The 16,636-nt window shown below is 68.0% G+C and carries 15 protein-coding genes; 5 read left to right on the top strand and 10 right to left on the bottom strand.

Going from position 1 to position 16,636, the window contains the following annotated elements; translation table 11 throughout:
* Window positions 1-237: 237 nt before the first annotated feature.
* Window positions 238-852 carry a hypothetical protein gene (locus ASC59_RS11670; protein WP_055822442.1) on the bottom strand — a complete coding sequence of 205 codons (615 nt, stop codon included), beginning with the start codon at window positions 850-852 and terminating at the stop codon, window positions 238-240.
* 95 nt (window positions 853-947) lie between these two features.
* Here ASC59_RS11670 and purM point away from each other — a divergent pair, with 95 nt between their 5' ends.
* Window positions 948-2,054, top strand: a complete 1,107-nt coding sequence (purM, locus tag ASC59_RS11665) for a phosphoribosylformylglycinamidine cyclo-ligase (RefSeq protein WP_055822439.1) — start codon at window positions 948-950, stop codon at window positions 2,052-2,054.
* A gap of 117 nt (window positions 2,055-2,171) precedes the next feature.
* Here purM and ASC59_RS11660 read toward each other — a convergent pair whose 3' ends face one another.
* Window positions 2,172-2,402 (bottom strand): DUF3073 domain-containing protein, encoded by a 231-nt coding sequence (locus tag ASC59_RS11660; protein ID WP_055822436.1) that lies wholly within the window; start codon window positions 2,400-2,402, stop codon window positions 2,172-2,174.
* Between the two features lie 144 nt (window positions 2,403-2,546).
* Here ASC59_RS11660 and ASC59_RS11655 point away from each other — a divergent pair, with 144 nt between their 5' ends.
* Window positions 2,547-3,614 carry an NAD(P)-binding domain-containing protein gene (locus ASC59_RS11655; protein WP_055822434.1) on the top strand — a complete coding sequence of 356 codons (1,068 nt, stop codon included), beginning with the start codon at window positions 2,547-2,549 and terminating at the stop codon, window positions 3,612-3,614.
* A 142-nt stretch (window positions 3,615-3,756) separates the two neighbouring features.
* Here ASC59_RS11655 and ASC59_RS11650 read toward each other — a convergent pair whose 3' ends face one another.
* The 6 genes from ASC59_RS11650 to ASC59_RS11625 form a co-directional block, all read right to left on the bottom strand.
* On the bottom strand, window positions 3,757-4,125 hold the full coding sequence (locus ASC59_RS11650) for a fluoride efflux transporter FluC (protein ID WP_055822431.1): 369 nt from the start codon (window positions 4,123-4,125) through the stop codon (window positions 3,757-3,759).
* A complete protein-coding gene (locus ASC59_RS11645; RefSeq protein WP_055822429.1) occupies window positions 4,122-4,541 on the bottom strand; it encodes a fluoride efflux transporter FluC in 420 nt (139 codons plus the stop codon). Before ASC59_RS11645 ends, ASC59_RS11650 begins: the two co-directional genes overlap by 4 nt.
* A 9-nt stretch (window positions 4,542-4,550) precedes the next feature.
* A complete protein-coding gene (locus ASC59_RS11640; RefSeq protein ID WP_442915090.1) occupies window positions 4,551-6,665 on the bottom strand; it encodes an APC family permease in 2,115 nt (704 codons plus the stop codon).
* A 75-nt stretch (window positions 6,666-6,740) separates the two neighbouring features.
* Window positions 6,741-7,268, bottom strand: coding sequence for a GNAT family N-acetyltransferase (locus ASC59_RS11635; protein WP_055823274.1), 528 nt, complete (start codon window positions 7,266-7,268; stop codon window positions 6,741-6,743).
* 32 nt (window positions 7,269-7,300) lie between these two features.
* The gene (locus ASC59_RS11630) at window positions 7,301-7,915 is read right to left on the bottom strand and encodes a PadR family transcriptional regulator (RefSeq protein WP_055822426.1); all 615 of its coding nucleotides are present in this window, start codon (window positions 7,913-7,915) and stop codon (window positions 7,301-7,303) included.
* Window positions 7,912-8,784, bottom strand: a complete 873-nt coding sequence (locus tag ASC59_RS11625; protein ID WP_082513552.1) for a DUF4097 family beta strand repeat-containing protein — start codon at window positions 8,782-8,784, stop codon at window positions 7,912-7,914. Before ASC59_RS11625 ends, ASC59_RS11630 begins: the two co-directional genes overlap by 4 nt.
* A gap of 206 nt (window positions 8,785-8,990) precedes the next feature.
* On the opposite strand from ASC59_RS11625, the gene ASC59_RS11620 reads away from it, so the two are divergent.
* Window positions 8,991-9,749: a MerR family transcriptional regulator gene (locus tag ASC59_RS11620; protein WP_055822423.1), complete on the top strand. Its 759-nt coding sequence runs from the start codon at window positions 8,991-8,993 to the stop codon at window positions 9,747-9,749.
* Window positions 9,750-10,205: 456 nt separating this feature from the next.
* Here ASC59_RS11620 and yczE read toward each other — a convergent pair whose 3' ends face one another.
* Window positions 10,206-10,901, bottom strand: coding sequence for a membrane protein YczE (gene yczE / locus ASC59_RS11615; protein WP_200942364.1), 696 nt, complete (start codon window positions 10,899-10,901; stop codon window positions 10,206-10,208).
* Between the two features lie 61 nt (window positions 10,902-10,962).
* Between yczE and yczR the strand changes: the two genes are divergently transcribed.
* Window positions 10,963-12,435 (top strand): MocR-like transcription factor YczR, encoded by a 1,473-nt coding sequence (gene yczR, locus ASC59_RS11610; protein ID WP_055822420.1) that lies wholly within the window; start codon window positions 10,963-10,965, stop codon window positions 12,433-12,435.
* A 14-nt stretch (window positions 12,436-12,449) separates the two neighbouring features.
* On the opposite strand, the gene ASC59_RS11605 is transcribed toward yczR, so the two are convergent.
* Window positions 12,450-13,016: an HhH-GPD-type base excision DNA repair protein gene (locus ASC59_RS11605; RefSeq protein WP_055822417.1), complete on the bottom strand. Its 567-nt coding sequence runs from the start codon at window positions 13,014-13,016 to the stop codon at window positions 12,450-12,452.
* Window positions 13,017-13,196: 180 nt separating this feature from the next.
* On the opposite strand from ASC59_RS11605, the gene ASC59_RS11600 reads away from it, so the two are divergent.
* Entirely contained in the window at window positions 13,197-16,334 is a 3,138-nt protein-coding gene (locus ASC59_RS11600; RefSeq protein ID WP_055822414.1) for an efflux RND transporter permease subunit, read from the top strand.
* The last annotated feature ends 302 nt before the right edge of the window (window positions 16,335-16,636 follow it).

Below are 16,636 nucleotides of genomic sequence, written 5' to 3'. Positions count from 1 at the left end.
TCGCAGGCTGCGGATTCGCTGCACGGATGCCGCCGGGTCCCGTTGATCGAGTAGTGCCCGAGCGCAGCGAGGTCACGTATCGAGATCACGCTCACCGGCGCGCGGAACGGGGTCTCGATACGCCGACTCGCTCCGCTCGCCGGCTACTCGACCAGCGGGGCCGACTCGCTCCGCTCGCTGGCTACTCGACCAGCGGGGCCGACTCGATCCGCTCGCGCTACTCGACTCGCGGGGGAGCTACGCGATCTCGGCGATGATCGGATGGATCGCCGCGTCGAAGGCTGCTGCATCCGTTCGCAGCGAGTCCGTCACGGCCACGGTGAGCGATCCGATCCACCAGACGCCGCGCTCGGCGAGCGGCAGCACCTCGACGTTCAACTCGAAGGAGTGGGCACGTCGGCCCACCTCCCGCTCATGTTCGGCGATGGTGCCCGCGTAGGCGCGGTAGCTGTCGGACGGGCGGCCGATCGCCGCCTTCGTGTAGCCGTTGCGCGCCCACTCCACCCAGGAGGTCGCGGCCACGTGCAGGGGACGGATGGCCTCGGCCAGGTCGTCGGCCCCAGTCGTCGGCAGGGCCACCCAGGTTCCGTACTCCTCGATGAGTTCGAGGGGCACCGGCGACGGATGCGCCTCGGGCTCGACCGTCATGGCCCACCACTCGCGCCACTGGCGTTCGAGGCGGTCCTGCTGGTCGACGTCGCGCACGGGAGCATCGGCGACGGGAACCCCGCGAAGTCGGGGCAGGTCGGTCGGGGAGGCGATGTGCAGAGTCTCGCGAACCCACAGCGCGAGGAGCACGGGGATGCTCGAATCCTCGTGGATCATCCAGGACGGCTGACCGCCGATGCTCATGCCGAGAATTCTACGCCGCGCAGCACGCGCAGGCGCGGACCGGCGCGGATCCCGCCGGGCCGATCCGCCCGTCGGCGAGCCGGTACTCTGGACGCGTGAGCGCCAACTCGTCCTACGCCGCAGCCGGAGTCGACACCGCTGCTGGCGATCTCGCCGTCGAGCTGATGAAGGAGGCCGTCGCCAAGACGCACGGCCCCAACGTCCTGGGAGGCGTCGGAGGGTTCGCAGGCCTCTACGACGTGTCGTTCCTCACCCGGTTCTCGCGCCCGCTGCTAGCCACCTCGACCGACGGCGTCGGCACGAAGGTCGCCATCGCGCAGGCCATCGACAAGCACGACACCATCGGCCAGGACCTCGTGGGCATGGTGGTCGACGACATCATCGTCGTGGGCGCGACACCCCTCTTCATGACCGACTACATCGCCTGCGGCAAGGTCGTGCCGGAGCGCATCGCCGCCATCGTCGGCGGCATCGCGAAGGCCTGCGCCGAGACCGGAACCGCGCTCGTGGGTGGGGAGACCGCCGAGCACCCCGGGCTTCTGGGTCCGGACGACTACGACGTGGCAGGCGCCGCCGTCGGCGCCGTCGAGGCCGACGCGCTGCTCGGCGCCGATCGCGCGCGCGACGGCGACGTCGTCGTCGCGCTGTCGTCGTCCGGCCTGCACTCCAACGGCTTCTCGCTCGTTCGCCACATCCTGAGCGAGGGCGGCATCGGCTACACGGATTCGCTGCCGGAGCTCGGCGGACTCGTGGGCGAGGCGCTGCTCGAGCCGACACGGCTCTACACCGGGCCGCTCGTACGCCTGCTCGCAGATCCCGACCTCGCCGGCTCCGTGCACTCCCTCAGCCACGTGACGGGCGGCGGGATCGCGGCCAACCTCGCACGCGTCCTGCCCGTCGGCAGCTGGGTCGAGCTCGACCGTGCCAGCTGGTCGCCGTCGCCGGTGTTCCGGGTCCTCAGCGACATCGCGGGTACCACGCTCGAAAGCTCAGAGGGCACGTGGAACCTCGGCATCGGCATGTTCGCGGTCGTTGCAGCGGATGCGGCAGCCGGCGTCATCGCGCGCATGCAGGCCGAGGGGATCCCGAGCTGGATCGCGGGCCACGTCTCCACGGCCGGCCGCGACCTCAGTGCCTTCGTGCAGGGCGAGAAGGGCGTGAACGGCGGAGCCGTGCGTCTGGTCGGCGGCTACGCCGCCTGATCAGCGGTCGCCGCGTCGCTCGGGCATCCGGTCACGCCTGCGAGCGTGATCTGCCGTGCAGCGAACGCGAAAGCGCGACGCGAATGATCGCGCCGCGCTGAAGAAGACAAGAGAACGCTAGGCGCGCTTCTGCTCGTCTTCGGTCGCATAGTGGTCGACGTAGTCGTCGGACCCGCTGGCCTCGTATTCGGGCCACTTGGCGAGGTCCTCGTCGAGCCGCTCGTCGACGACACGAGCGTCGCCGTGCGTCAACTCACGCTCCAAGGCACCGTAGTTGGTGTCGGGGCTGAAGTACTTGAGCTCGCGAGCGACCTTGGTGTGCTTCGCCTTCTGACGGCCACGCCCCATGCGAGACCCCCTCACAATGCTGGCCGGTGGCGTGATCGCCTCCCGGACTGTGGACCGGACTAATGAAAACTTCCCCGTAGTTTAGCATGGAGCACTGGCCGGACTTCGGCCTGTGCTCACAGCGCCGCGACGGGAAGAGGGTGTATGTCGATCGCGGCGACCAGCGTGGTGGTCATCGGTGCCGGTCAGGCCGGATTGTCGGTGGCGTACTACCTGAAGCGGTTCGATCTGGAGCCCGGCGTCGATTTCCAGGTGCTCGATCGCGGGCCCGGCGCAGGCGGCGCCTGGCAGCACCGCTGGGAGGCGCTGAAGCTCGGCACGGCGCACAAGGTCAACGACCTGCCGGGCATGGCCGAGATGGGCCTGAGCTTCGATACGGCCGACCGCAGTTGGTCGGCTCGCGAGATCGTCGGCGCCTACTACGGCAGCTACGAGCAGTACTACGGACTCAAGGTGCGTCGACCTGTCGAGGTGTCGAGCGTCGAGAACGCCGGCGTCGACCTGCTCGTGCATCACTCGCAGGGAGAGACCCGCACGCGCTTCCTGGTGAACGCGACCGGGACATGGGGATCGCCGTTCGTTCCCTATTACCCGGGCATGCGCGACTTCGCCGGCCGCCACGTGCACACCTCCGACTACGTGTCGGCCGAAGAATTCCGCGACCAGAATGTAGTGGTCGTCGGAGGCGGAACGTCTGCCATCGGGTTCCTGCTGGAGCTCGAGGGGGTTGCGGCGAGTACCGTCTGGGCGTCCCGCCGGCCGATCGACTGGGTGGATGGGGAGGCACTCGACCTCGAGGGGGCATCCGCCGCCGTCGCGGCGCAGGATGAGGCCGCTCGATCGGGCCGTGCACTGCCGAGCATCGTGAGCGGAACGGGAGTGCCCAGGAGCCGGCGCATCGCCGCCGGCATCGAGCGCGGGGTGCTCGACGCCCGCCCCATGTTCGAGCGCATCGAGCCCGACGGCGTTCGCTGGAGCGACGGATCGTTCTCGCCAGCCGATGCCATCATCTGGGCCACGGGGTTTCGGCCGGAGCTTCGCCAGCTGGCACCGCTCAAGCTGCGGGAGAAGACCGGAGGCGTGAGCGTCGGGGCCGGTGCGTCATGGAGTGATCCGCGGGTCTTCCTCGCCGGATATGGACCTCAGGCGTCGACCATCGGTGCTCAGCGCGCCGGCCGCATGATCGCGCGGCAGATCGTGGCGCTGCTGTAGACGGTTCATCTCACCGACGTTGATCGAGTAGCGAGCGACGCAGGAGCACGCGTATCGAGATCATTCGCACTGATCGGCTCGCTGGATGGAGTCTCGATACGCGTCCTCGCTGAGCTCGGGCGCTACTCGACCGGCGGGCGGCTCACCGCACGAGCAGGTAGGCGCCCAGGGTGACTGCGAAGCCGAGGGCCAGCGTGACGGCGATGTTCAGCCCTGCTGCCCACCAGCGCCCGCCCTCGGCGAGCTCGATGGTCTCGACGGTCCAGGTGCTGAAGGTGGTCAGGCCGGCGCAGACACCGCTCAGGATGACGAACTGCCATTCAGGAGAGACCGCGGCACGTTCGGCGAGACCCAGGGTCAGTCCGCCGACGAGCGATCCGACGACGTTGACGATCAGCACACCGCGCGGCAGGTGGCCGGGCACGACGGGAAGGGCCTTGGTCACGAGGTAGCGGATGACGGCACCGATCGCCCCGCACAGCAGGGTCGCGATCACGACGAGAGGAGTCACAGCGTGTCTCCCTCCTGGATTTCACCGGGCATCATGAGGTGCGCCAGCGTCGATCCGAGGCGGAGGCCGATGAACGCCGCAGCGAGGCCGAGCACGATCGAGGCCCCGAGGTAGACGGTTGCCGGACCGACGGCATCCGCGGCGCTCATGCCCACCACCGAGACCATGACGGCGGAGAAGGTCGTGAACGAGCCCAGCACGCCGGCGCCCAGTCCTGCGCGGAGCCAGTGGGGAACGCCGGGACGTTTCCAGAGGCCGCCGACGAGCAGCCCCAGCACCAGGGCGCCCGACACGTTGAGGATCAGGGTCGACAACGGGAACTGGGCACCGGAATGCGGCAGTGCCGCATCGATCGACACCCGCAGGCCTGTTCCCACCAAGCCGCCGACGAAGACGGCGGCGAGGTCACGGAGCATGGCTGCAGACTACTTGCGCTTGCGTCGGCGTGACGCCGCCGGGCGCGAGACGCCCGGCGCCATGGAGGGGGGAGCGACCGTCGTCGTCGTGATCGTCGCCGGCGGCATGGGCGCTCGAGGTATGGGGCGGACGGGCTCGCCGCGGCGGTCCTGTCCGGGCAGTGGGCGCGAGCGGCGGCCGTAGAGCAGGTCGGAGGAGTCGAGCAGCCACGGCACGAGCGCAATGGTCACACCGTGCACGAGCATCAGCTTCTGGCGGATGCGACGGGCCTTGTGGTTGTGCAGCAACGACTCCCACCAGTGTCCGACGATGTACTGCGGCATGTAGATGGTGGTCACCTCGGATCCGTGCTCGGCACGGCGATCCTTGACGTGACGGATGACGGGGTAGCTGAGATCGCGGTACGGCGACTGGATGATGCGCAGCGGAACCTGGATGTTCATGCGCACCCAGTCCTTCTTGACCTGCTTCGTCTCCTCATCGTCGATGGAGACGTGCACGGCTTCGAGGCTCTCGTGGCGCGCAGCGATGGCGTAGTCGAGGGCCTTGAGAACGGGCTTCTGGACCTTGCCGACGAGAACGATGGCGTGGTCGCCGGTCGCGCCGAACGTCGTGGTGGGATCGACCTCGACCTCCTTCGCGACGTCGCGGTAGTAGCGGTTCACGCCCATCATGAGGAAGAACAGGATCGGCATCATGACGAACACGATCCAGGCGCCGTGACCGAACTTCGTGATGGTCACCACCACGAGCACGATGGCGGTCATGCCGGCGCCGAGCGCGTTGATGGTGAGGCTCTTGATGATCGATCCCCGGGGTGCCCCCGGTGTCTTCAGCTCGCGGAGCCAGTGGCGCACCATGCCGGACTGCCCCAGCGTGAACGAGACGAAGACTCCGATGATGTAGAGCTGGATGAGCACGGTGAGGTTGGCCTGGAACACCACGAGGATGACCACGGCCGCGAGGCCGAGCAGCAGCACGCCGTTGGAGTAGATGAGCCTGTCGCCGCGGGTGGAGAGCGACTTCGGAGCGTAGCCGTCCTTGGCCAGGACCGAGCCGAGGAGGGGGAATCCGTTGAACGCCGTGTTCGCCGCGAGCAGCAGCACGAGGGCCGTGGCAGCCTGGATCACGAAGAACATGATGGAGCTGTTGCCGAACACGGCTCCGGCGACCTGCGCCATGAGCGAGAGTTGCGGTTCGGTGGCGCAGTCGGCCCAGCCCTGGAGCGAACACGGGTTCTCGGCGTAGTGCACGTTCGAGATGAGTGCCAGAGCCGTGAGCCCGACGAACAGCGTGATGGCGATGCCGCCCATGATCACGAGAGTGCTCTGGGCGTTCTTCACCTTGGGCAGGCGGAAGGCCGGTACACCGTTGGCAATGGCCTCGACGCCTGTGAGGGCGGAGCATCCGCTCGCGAAGGAACGCAGCAGGAGGAGCACGATGGCGGCCTGCGTGAGCTGCTCGCCCTGAACCGTGTACGAGGCGGATTCGGCGACCGGAGCGATGCCGAAGATGGTCTGGCCCAAGCCCACGACGATCATCACGAACACGCTGCCGATGAAGATGTACGTGGGGATCGCGAAGGCCTTGCTCGACTCGCTCACTCCGCGCAGGTTGACCGCCGCCAGGACGATCACGAAGAAGACGGCCAGTTCGACCCGGAACGGTGCCAGCCAGGGCAGGGCCGAGATGATGTTGTCGACTCCGGATGCGACAGACACGACGACGGTCATGACGTAGTCGACGAGCAGAGCCGAGGCCACGACGAGGCCCGCCTTCTCGCCGAGGTTCTTGTGCGCGACCTCGTAGTCGCCGCCACCGGACGGGTAGGCCTTGACCAGCTGGCGGTACGACAGGACGACGGTGATGAGGAGCACCACAACGGCCGCGGCGACCCACGGCGCGAAGGTCAGGAACGAGAGCCCGCCGAGCAGCAGGATCATCAGCAGCTCCTGCGGCGCGTAGGCGACGGAGGAGAGCGGATCGCTCGCGAAGATCGGGAGCGCGAGGTGCTTCGGAAGCAGCTGCCCCTCGAGACGTTCGCTGGGGAGCGGGTCGCCGATGATCCAGTGTTTCGGCGACTTCAGTTCTGGTGGGGGCGTGGATGCCCCGTCATTTGCCACGGGGGACAAACCTACTCATTCGGCGCGCACTGTCAAGTTCCACACGATTCCCTCACGGAACCCTTACGCGTGACGCTACTCTCCTCCGCCGATCACGGGCGGTGGCGCGAGGGTGAACATCCAGTCGTTGCACCGGATCGGGTTCCCGGGCGGATACTCGAAGTCGATCTCACCGCTGAGGGTCATGCCCGCCTTGGCGCAGATCGCGTTCGATGCCGCGTTGTCGATGCGGGGGAAGGCGTGCACCGAGCGCCTGCCGCCGACGAACCGGGCATGCTCGAGTGCGGCCATGAGGGCCCGAGTGCCGATGCCCTGGCCCTGGTACGCCGGTTCGACGCTCCATCCCGTCTCATAGACGGCGATGTCGTGGTGAACGGTGTTCCAGTAGCCGATCGATCCGACGCCTTCCGGATGCTCCGGCGTGACGATGCGGAACATGTGGGCCTCACCGTCGCGACCGAGCCGGAGATAGCGCTCCTGACGGGCGAGCAGGCTCTCCTCGGTCTCGGGACCTCCGAGGTAGGTCATCATCTCGGGGGCATTGCTGCGTCGCAGCGTCTCGATGTCGTCGGCGGCCCAGGGCTTCAGTGTCACGTCTGCCATGAGCACATCACACCATGGGCCGCCGACCGGCGTCAGTCCTTCGCGGCGAGCGAGTCCAGGAACTCGGTGCGCAGCTCGACGAGACGCTGACGGAGCATCGTGACACTCGCATCGCTCACTCCGGTGCGCGCCGCCTGCAGCCGCAGGTCGGTGCGCAGCTGCTGCCGGAACTCGTTGATCGCGACGTCGGCATCGCGCACGGCGCGGTTGGTCTCCGACGTGACGCTGTCACTGGCCCGAGTCGTCGTGCCGGAACGCCTGGCGTCGCGGGCGGCGCTCGCGAGGTCGGCGCGCAGGCTCTTCATCGCGGAGTTGACCTCGGATCGCACCTCGTCGGCGAGCCGTCGCACGGAGTCGGTCACCTCGTTCTCGATGCCGGCGAGTTCGTGCTCCCGGGCGGCGAGTTCGGCGCGACCGGCATCCGTGATCTCGTAGACGGTCTTGCGGCCATCGGTCGACTTCGTCACCAGCCCCTCCTCCTCGAGCTTCGCGAGTCGGGGATAGATGGTGCCGGCGCTCGGGCTGTAGGTGCCGCCGAATCGGTCGCTGAGGGCCGTGATGAGCTCGTAGCCGTGGCGGGGCTGCTCCGCCAAGAGGCTGAGCAGGTAGAGGCGCAGGTTGCCGTGGGCGAAGACCGGCGGTGTCATTCTGCGGCCTGCCCATCGTTCTGCTCGGCCCGATCGGCCGAGGCCGGTGAGTCGGCCGGCGCCACAGTGCGACCGACGATCGAGACGTCGCCTGCGACGGAGTTCGCCTGCAGGTCGAGCCACGCGCCTCCGTCGAGGGAGCCGGTGACGCGCTCGAAGCCCTTGCCCAGAGTGCCCTTGACGGTGACGTCGTCGAGCTGCACCTTTCCGCTCACGGTGTTGATGCGGTAGCGGGCGCCGTCACCGCGGATGAGCCGCAGCGTGAGATTGCCCGAGACGGTGTTGCTGTTGACGTACGAGGGTGTACCCGATGCGTCGACGACGATGTTGCCCGACACGCCATCGGCGGAGAAGCGGCTGATGTCGCCGCTGGCGATGATGTCGCCGGAGACCGTGTTGGCGCGGATGCGACCGCTGTGGTGGCCGACGGAGAGCTCGCCGCTGACGGAGTTGAGGTCGAGATCGCCGGTGATGTTGTCGGCGACCACGTCACCGGAGACGGTGTTGAGCCGCGCGTCGGTGGTGAGCCCGGCGATGAGGGCGTCGGCCGTGACGACGCCGAGCTTGAGTTCGACATCGCGGGGGACGAGCACGCTGACCTCGGCCTTGGCGTGCCCGCGGAAGCCCTTGAACACCTCGATGAAGTTGTCCCAGCGCACCATGGGGTGGTCGATCACGAGTCGGTCGCCGTCGATCTCGACGGTGAGTTCCTTGCTCGTGACGCTGCTGACCTCGACGCGCGCGTTGGGCTCGTCGTGGCCGATGATGTTCACGCGTCCGCCGATGAGGCTGACCTTGAGCTTGCGGACGAGCTCCAGGTCGATGACCTTGGTCTGGCCGGGCTGGATGACCCATTTCTCGATCGCCATGGTGTTCTCCTTGCTGTGTCGTGCGGGGGTGCATCCGGAATTCGGATGTCGGAAGGCTATGTCGCGATATATCGCGAGTAGGACTGGGAACACGATATATCGCGTTCCTGGGATGTGCAAGACAATCACCGAAGTTCTCGCTTGACCTTGACGCAACGTCAACTTGTACCGTGGGAACATCGGCCGAGAGGAAAGGAGGTCGACTGATGGACTGGTCCATTCAGGAGATCGCCAAGCTCGCGGGCACCACGAGCAGGACACTCCGGCACTACGGCGAGGTGGGGCTGCTCGAGGCGACCCGCGTCGGGAGCAACGGCTACAGGTACTACGACGAGCAGGCGCTCGTGCGGTTGCAGCGCATCCTGCTGCTCCGTGATCTGGGCTTGGGGCTCCCGGCGATCGGCGAGGTGCTCGAGAACGAGCACGACTCGGGACGAGCGCTGCTGAACCACCTCACGTGGTTGCAACGCGAACAGGACCGGCTGGCGCGACAGATCGCGTCGGTCGAGAACACGATTCTGGGAATGGAAGGAGGTGAACAACTGATGGCAGAGAACATGTTCGACGGATTCGACCACACCGAGTACAAGGAGGAGGTCGAGGACCGTTGGGGCAAGGACGCGTACGCGAAGAGCGACGCGTGGTGGCGCTCGATGAGCGCCGCGGAGAAGAAGGACTGGCAGCAGCGTCAGTCGGCGCTCGCCGCGGACTGGGCAGACGCCGCCTCTCGCGGGGTGGCGCCCGACAGCGACGAGGCGCAGGCGCTCGCACAGCGGCACGCGGAGTGGCTCGGCGGCATCCCGGGGACTCCGGGGAGCGCGCAGGGCCGGCCGACGAAGGAGTACTTCGTCGGCCTCGGCGAGATGTACGTGGCCGACGAGCGCTTCGCGGCGAACTACGGCGGAGTGCAGGGAGCCACCTTCGTGCGCGACGCGATGAAGGTCTACGCGGAGCAGCTGAGCTGACCCACGGCCCGCCGTTGATCGAGTAGCGACCGAGCGCGGCGAGGAGGGGCGCCCCGCCGTTGATCGAGTAGCGACCGAGCGCAGCGAGGACGCGTATCGAGATCACACCAGTGTCTGCGCGACGCTGGGAGTGGTCTCGATACGGCTGCTCGCTGCGCTCGCTGCCTACTCGACCAGCGGTGAGGGCTGCTCGACCAGCGCTGGAGGGCTACTCGACCAGCGGTGGGGGCCCAACTGCCCTCAGCGCGTCGGCACGCGCCTGTAGCCGTCCCGAGCGAGAGCGACGACGGTGCCGGCGACGCCCCACAGGGCGAGGATGGCGAGAGCTGTGATGGCGACGAACATGGGGCACCTCCTGGTGCGTTGGGTGGTCTGAGGGGTCGCCGGCCACGCCCGGTCGCTGAGGCCCGACGAAGTCGCGGTCGAAGCGCGTGAGTGGGTGGGCGAGCGCTGGCGCTAGTTCGCGGGGGAGTCCACGACGGGCTCCGACGGGACCGCGTCGCCTTCGAGGGTGCGCTCGGTCGCCGCATCCGTTGCCGTCGTCGCCTGGGGAATGGCGAAGAAGGGGATGGCCCAGCCGCAGAGCGGACCGACGAGCAGCGCGAAGGCCAGGGTTCCGATGCCGACATTGCCGCCCAGAGCCCAGCCGATGGCGACGACGACGACCTCGATGCCCGTCCGCACGATCCAGATGGGCCAGCCCGTGCGCCGGTGCATGCCGGTCATGAGGCCGTCACGAGGGCCGGGGCCGAAGTGTGCGCCGATGTAGAGGCCGGTGGCTCCGGCCAGCACGAGCAGGCCGGCGATGAACACGAAGATGCGCGCGACGAGCGGCAGGTCGGTGGGGATGAGCGCCAGGCCGATGTCGGCGGACGGCCCGACGAGCAGGGCGTTCAGCACGGTACCGACGCCCGGCCGCTGGCGGAGGGGGATCCAGAGCAGCAGCACGACGCCGCTGGTGAGGATGGTGATGAGCCCGAACGTGAGACCCGTGTGCTTCGCGATGCCCTGGGTGAGCACGTCCCACGGCGCGGCGCCGATCTGCCCGCGCACGATGAGTGAGATGCCGATTCCGTAGAGGAAGAGTCCGACCAGGAGCTGCGCGATGCGGCGGCTCATGAGCAGAGGGGCGGATGCGGCGGTCGAGGGCATGGGTCAATCCAATTACATGATTGGCCTTCCATCAAATATCCAATTCACCTAAAGTGGCCTTATGGCTGAGACGGTACTGACCGCGCGATCCGTGGAGAACCTGCTCGGGGACTGGCGTTCCGGAGGTGCAGCGGCCTATCTGGCTCTGTCCGAGCGCATCCGCCTTCTCATGCTCGATGGGCGCATCCCCGTCGACACCAGGCTCCCGGCCGAGCGCGAGCTCTCGGAGCGTCTCGGGGTCAGTCGTACGACTGTTACCGCGGCCTACAGGCACCTGCGTGAGGCCGGCTATCTCGACAGCGTGCGCGGCTCGGGAAGCGCAGCGAGGCTGCCGGGGGCGCGCCAGGCACCAGCGCCGTCCCACGATGCCGGCTTCCTCGACTTCAGCCAGGCGACTACTCCCGCCATCCCGGGTCTGGCCGACGACGCGCGTGCGGCCGTCGATGAACTCCCCCTTCACCTCCTCGGCCACGGCTTCGACCCCGTGGGCATTCCTTCATTGCGCGAGGCGATCGCCCAGCGCTATGCGGACAGGGGCCTGCCCACCAGCCCCGACCAGATCATGGTGACCATCGGTGCTCAGCACGCCATCGCCCTCCTGTCGCGGACCCTCGTCAGCCGGGGTGACCGTGCCGTCATCGAGGTGCCGACCTATCCGCACTCGTACGAGGCTCTGCGGGCTGCCGGCGCGAGGCTCGTCCCCGTCGGCATCACTCCCGAGAGGGATGCGGCATCCGGTGCCCGCACCTTCGGCGACGGTGCGGACGACGACGGCGCCGACGAGGCCGACGACCTCGTGCAGGCCATCAGCTTCAGCAATCCTGCTCTGGCCTATCTCATCCCCGACTTCCACAATCCGACCGGCCGATCGATGACGGTCGAGGCACGCCAGAGGATCCTGGCCGCCGCCTCGCGTCAGGGCACGATCATCGTCGCCGACGAGACCACGGCCGAGATGGACATCGACCGCCGGCAGTCCTACCTCCCGCTCGCGGCCTACGGCGACGCCGTGATGATCGGTTCCGTCGGCAAGACGGTGTGGGGCGGCCTGCGGCTCGGCTGGATCCGCGCCGAGGCCCCGCTCATCCGTCGGCTCGTGGCCAACAGGTCACACAACGACCTCGGCACGCCCATCCTCGATCAGCTGGTGGTGAAGCAGGTGCTGCGCCGCATGGACGAGGTGCTCGCGATCCGTCGCGAGCAGCTGAGGATCGGCCGTGACCACCTCGAGGCCCGTCTGGCAGAGACCTTCCCGGAGTGGAGCGTGCCGCACGTGAACGGCGGCCTCGCGACGTGGGTGAACCTCGGCACTCCCGTGAGCTCTCAACTCGCCCTCGGAGCCCGGGCGCACGGCCTCATCATCGCCGCCGGGCCGCGCTTCGGCATCGACGGCGCCTTCGAGAGGTTCCTGCGCATCCCGATCGGCTACACGCCCGAGGAGACCGACCGGGCCGTCGAGGCGCTCGCCAGGTCGTGGGCCGCCCTCGGCTCGCATCCGGTTCCGGATGCCCCGTATCTGGCGGCCGTGGTCTGAGCCGGCCGGCTCCCCTACTTCTTGGCGGCGGCCTTCGCGGCACGCTTCGTCTCGCGCACCTGGGCGAGCGAGTCGGCGTCGACGATGTCGGCGACGGACCGGTGCGAGCCCTCTTCCCCGTAGGAGCCTGCCGCTTCCCGCCATCCGTTCCCGGTGAAGCCGTACTGCTTGCCGAGCAGGGCGACGAAGATGTGCGCCTTCTGGTCGCCGAAGCCCGGCAGCGCCTTGAGGCGGCGGAACACCTCGGCGCCGTCGGGATCGCCGCGCGTCCAGAGCTGAGCGGCGTCGTTGCTCCAGTCGCCTGCGATGGCGGCGCACAGGGCCTGGACGCGGCCGGCCATCGATCCGGGGAAACGATGCACGGCCGGCGGCGTGCGGAACACCTCGACGAACTCGTCTTCGGGGAGGGCTGCGATGGCCGATGCGTCGAGCGTGCCGATGCGGTCCCGGATCTTGGCTGGACCGGCGAAAGCCGTCTCCATCGGCACCTGCTGGTCGAGCAGCATGCCGATGATGAGCGCGAGCGGGCTCTGGGTCAGGAGGTCGTCTGCGGCGTCGTCGCCGGTGATGTGGAGGGCCATGCCTCCAGTCTGCTCCGCCGACGGGGCGCGGGTCGAGGGATCTCGATCCGCGTCAGGGTTCACAGCTGCCCGTGACCTTTTTGCAGTCACTGCAATGCGATACTGAACCCTGGTGAGTCGCCGCCGACCACCTCCCGTCGCAGCTCGCGGCATCCACACCTGTTCCCGAGGGGATCACCCGTGCACTTCCTTGCCGTTCTCAGCATGAAGAACCGCGCACTCATCGCGCTCATCACCGTCGTGGTGGCGATCTTCGGTGGCATCACCCTCACGACGCTGAAGCAGGAACTCGCGCCGTCGATCCAGTTCCCGCAGCTCGCGATCGTGGCCAGCTACCCCGGTGCATCGCCCGAGGTCGTGAACAACGACGTCAGCACGCCCGTCGAGTCGGCCATCCAGGGTGTGGCGGGCCTCGAGAGCACCACGGCGGTCAGCAACACCAACCAGTCGCTGATCACGGCCCAGTTCACCTATGGCACCGACCTCGCGACGGCGGAGCAGAAGCTCACCCAGGCCATCAATCGCGTCAAGGGAACCCTGCCGGACGGCGTGGAGCCGCAGGTGTTCAGTGGAAGCTTCGACGACCTGCCCATCGTGCAGCTCGCCGTCACCAGCGACGACGACGAGAAGAGTCTCGCCGCCGACATCACCAAGCTCGCCCTGCCCGATCTCGAGGAGGTCGACGGCGTCAACGGCGCCCAGCTGACCGGGGCCATCGGCCAGCGCGTCACGATCACGCCGAACGACGCCGCGCTCGCGGCGGCCGGGCTCACCAGCCAGGCCATCAGCGACGCCCTCAAGCAGAACGGCGTGCTGCTGCCCGCCGGTTCCATCACCGAGGACGACCTCACCCTCACCGTGCAGTCCGGTGCGAAGCTCGACTCCGTCGACGCCATCGCGGCGCTGCCCCTCGTGCCGACTGATCCTGCGGCGTTCGCATCCGGAATCCAGACCGTCGGGGATGTCGCCACCGTCGCCGAGACCGATGACCCGACGACGTCGATCTCGCGTGTCGACGGCAAGCCGGCGCTCACCATCGCCGTGACGAAGCTGCCATCGGCCAACACCGTCGACGTCTCCAAGGGGGTCAACGCCCTCATCCCCGAGATCGAGGACAAGCTCGGCTCGAACGCCACGATCACGGTGGTCTTCGATCAGGCGCCGTTCATCGAGCAGTCGATCCAGTCCCTCACCGAGGAGGGCCTGCTCGGCCTCTTCTTCGCCGTGATCGTCATCCTGATCTTCCTGATGTCGATCCGCTCGACCCTCGTGACGGCCATCTCCATCCCGACGAGCGTGCTGATCACCTTCATCGGCATGCAGGCGACGGGCTACACCCTCAACATCATCACGCTCGGCGCCCTCACCATCGCCATCGGCCGCGTCGTCGACGACTCCATCGTGGTCATCGAGAACATCAAACGGCAGATGGTCGCGGGCGTCGATCGCGCCGAGACCATCCTGCGCGCGGTGAAGGAGGTCGCCGGGGCCATCACGGCGTCGACCATCACCACCGTCGCCGTCTTCCTGCCGATCGCCTTCGTCGGCGACGTGACGGGCGAGCTGTTCCGGCCCTTCGCCCTCACCATCACGATCGCCCTGCTGTCGTCGCTGCTGGTGTCGCTGACCATCGTGCCGGTGCTGGCGTACTGGTTCCTGCGCCCGCCGAAGCCTCGCAAGCACGAGGCCGTCGAGCTTCCGGCCGACGAGGGCGGCTCGGCCGACTACGACGAGCTCGAGCACCCGTCGCGCCTGCAGAAGGGCTACCTGCCGATCATCCGCTGGACGCTCAGGCACTCCGTAGCGACCATCCTCATCGCCGTGCTCGTTCTCCTCGGCACGCTCGCGCTCACGCCGCTCATGAAGACGAACTTCCTCGGTGCGACCGGCCAGAACACGTTGACCGTCACGCAGACGCTCGAGCCCGGAACATCGCTCGCGGCTCAGGATGCCGCGGCGACAGTGGTCGAGAAGGCCCTGCTCGACACCGACGGCGTCGAGACCGTCCAGCTCACCATCGGTTCCTCCGGCAGTGCCCTGCGCGACGCGTTCACCGGCGGCGCCGGCGGTATCACCTACTCGATCACGACGGACCCCGACGCCGACGCGACGGCCGTGCAGGCCGACATCGAGGACCAGCTCGGCGACATCACCGATCAGGGTGAGATCGCGGTGACGGCATCGAGCGGCTTCGGCGGCGGCAGCGACATCCTCGTCGACGTGACGGCCTCGTCGAGCGACGACCTCCAGAAGGCCTCGGACGAGATCGTGTCGGCTCTCGGCGACCTCGACTCGATCAAGGCGGTGTCGTCGAACCTCAGCGCCTCGCTGCCCTACATCGCCGTCACGGTCGATCGGGACGCCGCTGCCCAGGCCGGCCTCAGCGAGGTCGCCATCGGAAGCATCGTCTCGCAGGCCATGCAGCCGAGCACGATCGGCAGCATCGCCATCGACGACTCGACGCTGACCATCTACCTCCAGTCGGAGAACCCGCCCACGACGATCGCCGAGCTCTCGGCCCTGCCGATCCCGACCCTGGCCGGCCCGGTGGCACTCGACACCCTCGCGACGGTGGAGAACACCGAGGGTCCGGCATCCGTCACCACGGTCAAGGGACTGCGGAGCGCCACCATCACGGCGACGCCCGGCACCGACAACCTCTCGGTGGCCAACACCGAGGTGACGACGGCCCTCACGGACACCGAGCTCCCGCAGGGCGCCAACGCCGAGATCGGCGGCGTCACCGCCAGCCAGGGCGACGCGTTCAGCCAGCTCGGCCTGGCTCTGCTCGCAGCCATCCTCATCGTGTACATCGTCATGGTGGCCACGTTCCGGTCGCTGCGTCAGCCTCTGCTACTGCTCGTCTCGGTTCCGTTCGCGGCCACGGGCGCGATCATCCTGCAGATCGTCTCGGGCATCCCGCTCGGTGTCGCGTCGCTCATCGGCGTGCTGATGCTGATCGGAATCGTGGTGACGAACGCCATCGTGCTCGTCGACCTGGTCAACCAGTACCGGCGGCGCGGCATGGGCGTCGAGGAGGCCGTCATGCACGGTGCCTCGCGTCGTCTGCGCCCGATCCTCATGACGGCTCTCGCGACGATCTTCGCGCTGCTGCCCATGGCCATCGGCCTCACAGGGCACGGCGGGTTCATCTCGCAGCCCCTCGCCATCGTCGTGATCGGCGGCCTGGTGTCATCGACGGTGCTCACCCTCGTGGTGCTGCCGACGCTGTACAACCTGGTCGAGGGCGCGCGCGATCGCCGGGCCGAGAAGAAGGCGGCCAAGGCCGGCGCCGCGGAGGCCGTGCCCGCCGAGTAGACCACTCTCGCCGGTCGAGGAGCGACCGAGCGGAGCGAGGACGCGTATCGAGACCACCCCTCACGACCGAGCGATCGGGTGAGGGGTGGTCTCGATACGCCTGCGACTTCGTCGCGGGCTACTCGACCAACGGGTTGTCCTGCGACTTCGTCGCGGGCTACTCGACCAACGGGTTGTCCTGCGACTTCGTCGCGGGCTACTCGACCAGCGGTGGGCCAGCGACTTCGTCGCGGGCTACTCGACCAACGGGTTGTCCTGCGACTTCGTCGCGGGCTACTCGACCAACGGCTTGGGTAGGGTGA

This window comes from Leifsonia sp. Root1293, assembly GCF_001425325.1.
Classification (GTDB): domain Bacteria; phylum Actinomycetota; class Actinomycetes; order Actinomycetales; family Microbacteriaceae; genus Orlajensenia.
Note: the sequence above shows the minus strand (reverse complement) of the source record. Positions and strands in the feature narration are given on the sequence as shown.